Annotated in this window: 8 protein-coding genes; 2 read left to right on the top strand and 6 right to left on the bottom strand. The window is 39.3% G+C overall.

Going from position 1 to position 7,762, the window contains the following annotated elements:
- Positions 1 to 107: 107 nt before the first annotated feature.
- The 6 genes from FC83_RS04210 to FC83_RS04185 form a co-directional block, all read right to left on the bottom strand.
- A complete protein-coding gene (locus FC83_RS04210; protein ID WP_268744880.1) occupies positions 108 to 1,244 on the bottom strand; it encodes an MFS transporter in 1,137 nt (378 codons plus the stop codon).
- Positions 1,245 to 1,779: 535 nt separating this feature from the next.
- Positions 1,780 to 2,637, bottom strand: a complete 858-nt coding sequence (locus FC83_RS04205; RefSeq protein ID WP_057002433.1) for a mannose/fructose/sorbose PTS transporter subunit IID — start codon at positions 2,635 to 2,637, stop codon at positions 1,780 to 1,782.
- A gap of 18 nt (positions 2,638 to 2,655) precedes the next feature.
- A complete protein-coding gene (locus FC83_RS04200) occupies positions 2,656 to 3,495 on the bottom strand; it encodes a PTS mannose/fructose/sorbose transporter subunit IIC (RefSeq protein WP_035454604.1) in 840 nt (279 codons plus the stop codon).
- A gap of 12 nt (positions 3,496 to 3,507) precedes the next feature.
- Complete coding sequence (locus FC83_RS04195; protein WP_035454601.1) at positions 3,508 to 4,002, bottom strand: PTS sugar transporter subunit IIB; 495 nt, start codon at positions 4,000 to 4,002, stop codon at positions 3,508 to 3,510.
- The gene (locus FC83_RS04190; RefSeq protein WP_035454598.1) at positions 4,002 to 4,421 is read right to left on the bottom strand and encodes a PTS sugar transporter subunit IIA; all 420 of its coding nucleotides are present in this window, start codon (positions 4,419 to 4,421) and stop codon (positions 4,002 to 4,004) included. Before FC83_RS04190 ends, FC83_RS04195 begins: the two co-directional genes overlap by 1 nt.
- Positions 4,422 to 4,454: 33 nt before the next feature.
- Positions 4,455 to 5,258, bottom strand: coding sequence for an SDR family oxidoreductase (locus FC83_RS04185; RefSeq protein ID WP_035454596.1), 804 nt, complete (start codon positions 5,256 to 5,258; stop codon positions 4,455 to 4,457).
- A gap of 150 nt (positions 5,259 to 5,408) precedes the next feature.
- Here FC83_RS04185 and FC83_RS04180 point away from each other — a divergent pair, with 150 nt between their 5' ends.
- Entirely contained in the window at positions 5,409 to 6,383 is a 975-nt protein-coding gene (locus FC83_RS04180; protein WP_035454593.1) for a sugar-binding transcriptional regulator, read from the top strand.
- Positions 6,384 to 6,484: 101 nt separating this feature from the next.
- The gene (locus FC83_RS04175) at positions 6,485 to 7,720 is read left to right on the top strand and encodes a zinc-binding dehydrogenase (protein WP_035454590.1); all 1,236 of its coding nucleotides are present in this window, start codon (positions 6,485 to 6,487) and stop codon (positions 7,718 to 7,720) included.
- Positions 7,721 to 7,762: the final 42 nt, after the last annotated feature.

The raw sequence follows: 7,762 nt of genomic DNA, 5'->3' as shown, positions 1-7,762 counted from the left end.
ATCACACCAGAGAAATTTTTGTTTTTCTCTGGTGCTCTCTAAAGGGATAGTATCAAACGCAACTGTAGGTTGTATTTTTGTGTACTATTATTTTTGGCGGTAGTCATTTAAATGTTCTCGTTTTGAGCTGGTGCACTAGCTTTTTGACGCCAGCTGATCCAAATTGTCACCAGCAGTAGGCCAATTAAAAACAAGGTGCCATTCATGAATATAATGGTTAATTGTTTGTGACCCATGATCAAGAAAGCCGCGATAAATGGGGAAATGAAATTTGCTAGATTGGAACAGATTAACAAAAAGGTTGATACGAAGTTAGACTGGGAAATGTCGGCTGCTTGGCTAGCAGCGCCAAATATGGCCGGCACGAATATGCCGAAACTAGCCCCGATTAAAAAGGCACCAATAGCGGCCAACATAATTTGGCTGGTGAAGCCATATAACCAGTAAGCACCCAGCATCAGCGCCGCAGCTAGGACTAAAACTCCGCTATGAAGGTGGTTGAAGAGCTGACCATAAAGTAAGCCAGCAATGATAGTCCCCACGGACATTAAGCCTACTAATAAGCTACCGGTGTTAGCTGAGCCAATGCCATTAGTGATTAAGTAAGTGGGAATTTTTACCGTAGCAATCATGTAAAAAGTCATTAGGCCAAAGAGGAGAAAGCCATACTTGCTCAGATTGCGCCAATTGATTGGATGTTTGGTAGTTGGTGTCGACTCAGGAGATGGGGCAACTGTCAGCTTGATATCTGGGACATTGCGGTGGTAGAAAATCAAAATGATAATCGCCACGGCATAAATTAGGAAGGTCGCCCGCCAATTGAGGATAATTAGTCCCGCAACTAAAATAGACCCAATGGTGGCGCCAATACCTTGAAAGGCATTTTGCCAACCTAATAATTTGTCGCGCTGCTGGCCATGATAAGAAAAGGTGATCAAACTGACCGCCAAGGAATTATAAATACCTAAACCGGCGCCTAATAAAGCTCGAGCGCCAATCAACAGCCAAATATTTGGCGCCACTAAAGACAGCAGGGTTGATACAATCACCAGGGTCAATCCTAGTTCAACGGTTTTTTTAGTCCCTAAATATTTAACGATCCATGTACTCAATACCACAAAAAGAGCCATAGTCAATGAAGGAACAGTGGATACTTGATCGATCAAAGACGAAGCCACATGTTGATACGTGATGGCAATTGCCGGCAGTGCCGGCGATACAATGCCCGTGGTCATTGTGAGCAGCGATAGGGATAAAATGCCTAAAGCTTGCTTCGTATTATTTTCATGGGAAGTTGTTATTTTTGTTTGAATTATGATCGCATCCTAATTAAATTTAAACGCTGAATCCGCTTTGCTGCTTCATTATAATTGGAATATGAAGCTAATGAAACAACATTTTTTCATTATAACGGTATCATATATACATTTCTAAAAGTTATTATTACGCCTATAAATAGGGATTTAAATATATATTTGCTTATTTTAGTATTTAATTAACATGTTGCTTACAAAGAGTTAGTTTTTAAGTTGCATATTAAAGCCCATTGAAAATGAACCATAAAAGCGGTGCGACTTGAGTAAGTCACACCGCATCAGTATCTAAGAATATTAGACGATCCTCAAACCGATTAGCAGTATCAGAGCACCAAAGAACATGTATAAATAGTTGAATTTTCCGGATTTTCTTTTGATTAAAAAACCCATTGTGAAAAGCAAGATGCCAATGATAATAACTAATATATGTTGATCAGCTTGCATGTTTGAAAGCACCTCGCTATCATTTTAACCAGCCAAGGCCATAGCCTAAGATGCCTAAACCGAATAAGCCAAAGATTAAAATAATCGGATTCACTTTTTTGCGTAATAAGTACATAGATAGCAAGGTTAAGCCCAGTGCTAATAGACCAGGACAAAGTTGATCTAAAATATTTTGGAAGGTAGTGACCGTTGTTTTGCCACCAGTTGTTGTCTTGGAAATAATAATTGGCACATCAATAGTTGTCCATTTCGTAACCAAGACGCCCATAATGAACAGGCCAAGAACTGTTGCGCCTTCAGTGATTTTTTGCAGCAAATTGCCAGACATATCCTGAACAAGGGCCAGCCCTCTAGAGAGGCCTAATTTTAAGCCATACCATTTGAATGCCAATCTGACCGTATTAAATGCCACAAAGAAAACGATGGGCCCTAACCAAGAACCGGTTAATGCCAATGAAGCGCCAAGCGCTGCAAGAATAGGTCGTAAGGTCCCCCACATGATTGGATCCCCCACACCTGCTAATGGGCCCATTAGGCCAACTTTAAAGCTGTTGATAGTACCAGCATCAATATTTTCACCAGAAGCTTTGCCTTCTTCAAGTGCCATAGTAACACCTAAAATTGGACCTACCATAGCAGGGGTGGTATTAAAGAAAGTCAGATGTCTTTTTAAAGCAGCTACTTGATCTGTTTTATTTTTGTAAACACGCTTAATTGTTGGAATCATATCTACGCAAAAAGCTAGTGCGTGAATACGTTCATAGTTAAAGGATGCTTGTTGAAAATTCGAAAAAATAAATGTTTCAATAATATCCTTTTTGGTAAGCTGTGTCTTAAATTGATTTTTTTTTGAAGTATCTTTTGTCGATTCTGTCATAGTTATCGTCTCCTCTCACTAGTCATCCAACTCATCTTCTGGCAGATCATCTGAATTAGAGGTATTAGTTGCAGTAGCGACAGTTGGCGGTGTTGGACCGGAATGGTTATTAGAATTTTTAGAAAATTTAGGATTTAATTGAACATAGATAATTGCCATAATCAAACCAACGGCACCCCAAGATAGTAAACTTAGTTTCAAGTAGCCACCCAGAATAAAGCCTAAATAGAAGAACGGCATTAGATATTTGACACTCATCATATTCAACACCATGGCATAACCAACAACAACGATGAACCCACCAGCGATGGCAAGACCACCAGTGACTACTTTTGGCAATGCATCAAGCATTGCTTTGATCCCTGACGGACTAACAAATATAGCAACAATTGTTGTCGGAATAGATACTCGCAAAGCTTGAATGATTAAGGCACTGAAATGTAACCAAATTATTGTTGTAAAGTGCGCTTTTTCAGCTTGACGATCAGCGGCGTGTTGAAAGGCAACCGTTATCGTACGTGCAAAAACGGTTAGAACTTGTCCAGCAGCTGCAACTGGTAATGCAATCGCAATTCCTTTTTGAATATCTTGGTTACCAACAATGACCAAAATTGTTGAAATTGTACTTGCCAAAGCAGAGTCTGGCGATTGTGCTGCGCCCACATTCATCCAACCTAGGGCAATTAGTTCCAAAGTACCGCCAAGAATGATCCCAGTTTTGGGGTCGCCAAGAATTAGGCCCATGACTGAACAGGCAATTAGTGGTCGGTGAGTCTGAAATTCATCAAGGACACTGCCAGCGCCTGTGATAGACGACCAAATAAAAATCAAAATAATTTGAAAAATACTAATCTGCATTGCGTTCACCGCCTATTCTGGGCCAAAAGTTTCATCAATCTTTGTTAGAATATTTGTCGTGGGGTCAGTTTTAACGACCCGCAGATCTAAATTGACATTAAGTTTTGCAAGTTTACGAAAGGCTGCAACGTCTTTTTCATTCAATGAAACGGCTTTTGTAATTTGTTTTTTGCCATCTTTGAATTGCATACCACCGATATTTAATGTTTTTATTGGGACGCCACCTTCAATGAGCGCTAGTGCTTCAGAGGGATTAGTAAATAAATAAAACACAGTTTCATCGTTATATTTTGGATTATTAAAAACAGCAATCGCTTTTTCTACATCCACAATATTTACTTTCATACCAGGCGGTGAAGCCTGCTTTAGCAATTGCTTGCGAATTGGATCATTGAAAACTTCTTGGCTCACTATAATAATTCTGTTGGCATTGGCTTCTTTAGACCAAACTGTGGTGACTTGGCCGTGGATTAACCGATCGTCAATACGCGCTAATTTAATGATCATTAGAAATCATCCTCTTCCTTTTGACTTTCTTGAACAACTTCGCTCAAACATTTTACATATTCATTTGTATTAGCCATTACATGCTTAACTAATTCTGGGACCGTCATTTGACCAGCGCTTAAAGCAACTTCTAAACAAAGTGGCAGCGACATACCAGCGATGACGTCGGCAGCCTTGTGATGCATTACTAGTCCTGCGGCGGCATTGTAAGGGGTACCAGAGAATAAATCTGTCAAAATTAAGGTATCTTCTGCCTTTTGAGGATTAATAGCTGTTTCAATTTTCTTAGTTAATTCTTCTAAGCCTTCACTTGGAGAAAAACTAAGGGGATGAAAATTTTCAACTTTACCAAAAACCATCTCTACCGCCTCTTTAAAAGCCTGAGCTGTATTGGCGTGACCAACTAAAATAATATCCATATGTTTTACCTCGATTCTTTTCGGGCAATAGCGCTATCCTCTTGATTTACCACCAGCAACATTTGTGGTGAGACCAGTGATGTAACTAGCTCGACTGGATAGGAAATACGTAACCAAATCTGCTACCTCTGCAAGTTTGCCACTACGGCCTAGTGGCGTTGTACTCTTGCTCTTATAACCTGCACGAATATCCGCAACGGTTTTATGTCTGGTGTAAGCTAGTGCTTCCTCGTAGGTGGGTGTTCTCAATCCGGTTGCTTCCATAATGCCAGGTGCAACGCCAACAACTCTGATATTGAATTCACCTAGTTCTTTCGCCCATGAACGTGTAAAACCGTTAATTGCTGCTTTAGTCGCAGAATAGGGGCTCTGACCTTGTGAACCTTCCAGGCCGGCTTCAGAAGACATATTGACAATGACACCAGTGCGTTGTTTAACCATTTGTCTGGCAACTGCCTGAGACATAAGAAAGACACTTTGAACGTTCACAGTAAATATTTTTTGAAATTCAGATTGTTTTAATTCGTATTTGCCTTGGGGTTCTTTAGCGTCGACTAACAATCTTGGTAAATTGATGCCGGCATTGTTGACTAACCCGTCAATTCGGCCATGCTGTTCAATCACTTGTGTAACTAATTTAGTGACATCGTTTTCTGAAGTAACGTCCGTTTTTACAAATGTTAAGTTCGAATTATCAATTTGACTGGGGTTCAAATCAGCATCGTAAACGACTACACCTTGATTTAATAATTCTGCTACGATTGCTGCACCGATTCCTGATGAACCACCGGTAACAATAACTACTTTCCCTTGTAAACCTAACCAATTATTTGACATGTGATAACCCTCCATGATTGAGTTCAATTGCTTTAAAATCACAATTGTTAAAATGGCATTTGTTATATGATTCACTTTTGATTATAATGCTATTGGTAGCCATTTCAACATATACATTAACTATTTCACATTTGTGAAAGGAATGATTTCATGATAAAAGTACCGCAGAGATTTGATCAATCATTGATGGTCAAGATTTCAGATATGTATTACATCCAGGGACTAACTCAAAAAGAAATTTCTGAACGGGCGCATATTCACCGAACAGAAATAAGCCGTATATTGAAGGATGCACGGGCAATGGGAATTGTCAATATCTCGATTAATACGGAAACTGAGACAGCAAAAGAATTAGAGGATTATCTTATCCGGAAATTCGGCTTAAAAAAAGCTGTCGTAGTTCCAAACAGTAAGCGAGATGATAATGATTTAAATGCCTTGAGTATCTATGCGTCGCTTTTTATTTCTAAATTAGTTAAAAGCGGTGAACACATTGGCCTGGGCTGGGGATCAACACTTTTTAGTGTCATCAATGCGATGGACAATGACGACAAAAAAGATGATGTGACAGTATTGCCGATCGTGGGCGGCCCAATGGGAAAACTCATTGCTAATTATCATGTTAATCATTTAGCACATGTTTTGGCTGATAAATTTAATGGCACAGGTCTGACACTTGATACGCCAGCTTTTGTTAGCAATGAAGAATTAAAAAAGGAATTAATTGAAAACCCTAATATTCGCGAAATTATTCAGCTTTGGCGCCAACTTGATATTGCTATTTTTGGCATTGGGAGCGCCCTTATTACGGACGCGCCTGAGTGGCAAGCGTTTTATAAAAATACAAATTTTAAGTCTTATTTTAGCGGTAACATGGTAGGAGATATTTTGTCGCATCCTTATGACATTCATGGTGCTATGGCTCCAGGTATTCAGAACAATTTGATTGCCATGCCGTTGGAGCAATTGAAGACAGTGCCTTATGCCATAGGGATTGCTTATGGCACCGAAAAGGTCGATGCAATCTTAGGTGCTTTACGTGGGGGGTGGTTAAACTGCCTGATTACCACAGAAAACACCGCGCACGAATTAGAAAAAGCTACAGGTAATCATTCACAAATGTGAATTAAAAATGATTATCATTGAAAATTCCCCGTTTATCATTTAATCTGTGGTTGTATTAATCATAAAAATATAAATCACATTAGTGAACGGAGGTTTTTCAAATGAAAAGTACAGGCTTACGTATCCATGGCAAAAAAGATCTGAGAATTGACACATTTGATTTACCAGATCTTAAAGACGATGAAATTTTGGCAACAGTAGTTAGTGATACGATGTGTATGTCATCTTGGAAATTAGCGATGGAAGGTGAAGATCATAAGAAGACACCGGATGATCTCGAAAACAATCCAGCAATGGTTGGGCACGAGTTTTCTGGTAAAATTCTAAAAGTTGGTAAAAAGTGGCAAGATAAGTACCATGCTGGCCAAAATTACGTTATTCAGCCTAATTTAGCTAGAGAGGATTCACCGTTTGTCCCAGGGTATTCATATCCTTACATTGGCGGGGATGCGACTAAAATTATCATCCCAAATGAAGTTATGGCAATGAACTGTTTAATTCCCTTTGAAGGTGAGGCCTATTATGAAGGCTCACTTTGTGAACCTGTTAGTTGTGTGATTGCTGCTTTTCGGGCCCAATATCATGTCAACAAACACACCTATCAGCCAACAATGGGGATTAAGGATGGTGGCAATCTGTTAATCGTGGGTGGCACTGGCCCCATGGGCTTATTAGCAGTTGATTATGCGTTACATGGGCCTAAAAAACCTAAGAAGTTAGTTGTGACCGATATGGATCAAGCCAAACTGGATCGAGCCAAGAAGTTATATCCATCTGATGAGGTTGAAGTAGAGTTTCTTAATGTTAAAGGATTAAGTAATGAGGAACAAAAAAATAAGTTGAAAGAATTAGCTGGCAACACTGGATTTGATGATATTTTCTTGATGATTAGTGTGGCACCATTGGTAACTATGGCTGATTCACTTTTAAATCCTGATGGCTGCTTGAATCAATTTGCGGGACCAATGAAGAAAGATTTTTCAGCAGAGATTAATTTTTATAATGTGCATTATAATTTTACACATATTGTGGGTACTTCTGGTGGAGATGCTGAAAATGAAGCCGAAGCTGCGCAATTGATTGCCGATAAAAAATTGGATGTGTCAAAAGTTATCACACATGTCATGGGCTTAGATGCTGCTGGCGAGACAACGATGGACCAGCCTGAAATTGGTGGCGGCAAGAAGTTAGTTTATTCTAGTAAAAAGTTTGATCGCATTGAACTAGCCAAAGTAGATTCGAAGTCTGAACTTGGACAAATTTTAGAAAAGCATGATGGTTTATGGTCCAAAGAAGCTGAAGATTGGATCCTTCAAAATAAGCCTGATTATGAATAATATGTAGTAGTTTCAATGACAAATAAGGGACTTGTAACTGGA

Origin of the sequence: Agrilactobacillus composti DSM 18527 = JCM 14202, assembly GCF_001436375.1 — a bacterium.
GTDB lineage: Bacteria > Bacillota > Bacilli > Lactobacillales > Lactobacillaceae > Agrilactobacillus > Agrilactobacillus composti.
Note: the sequence above shows the minus strand (reverse complement) of the source record. Positions and strands in the feature narration are given on the sequence as shown.

Coding starts and splice junctions, on each gene's coding strand:
- FC83_RS04175 (WP_035454590.1), top strand. CDS start 6,485: ATGAAAAGTACAGGCTTACGTATCCATGGCAAAAAAGATCTGAGAATT.
- FC83_RS04195 (WP_035454601.1), bottom strand. CDS start 4,002: ATGATCATTAAATTAGCGCGTATTGACGATCGGTTAATCCACGGCCAA.
- FC83_RS04190 (WP_035454598.1), bottom strand. CDS start 4,421: ATGGATATTATTTTAGTTGGTCACGCCAATACAGCTCAGGCTTTTAAA.
- FC83_RS04185 (WP_035454596.1), bottom strand. CDS start 5,258: ATGTCAAATAATTGGTTAGGTTTACAAGGGAAAGTAGTTATTGTTACC.
- FC83_RS04200 (WP_035454604.1), bottom strand. CDS start 3,495: ATGCAGATTAGTATTTTTCAAATTATTTTGATTTTTATTTGGTCGTCT.
- FC83_RS04205 (WP_057002433.1), bottom strand. CDS start 2,637: ATGACAGAATCGACAAAAGATACTTCAAAAAAAAATCAATTTAAGACA.
- FC83_RS04180 (WP_035454593.1), top strand. CDS start 5,409: ATGATAAAAGTACCGCAGAGATTTGATCAATCATTGATGGTCAAGATT.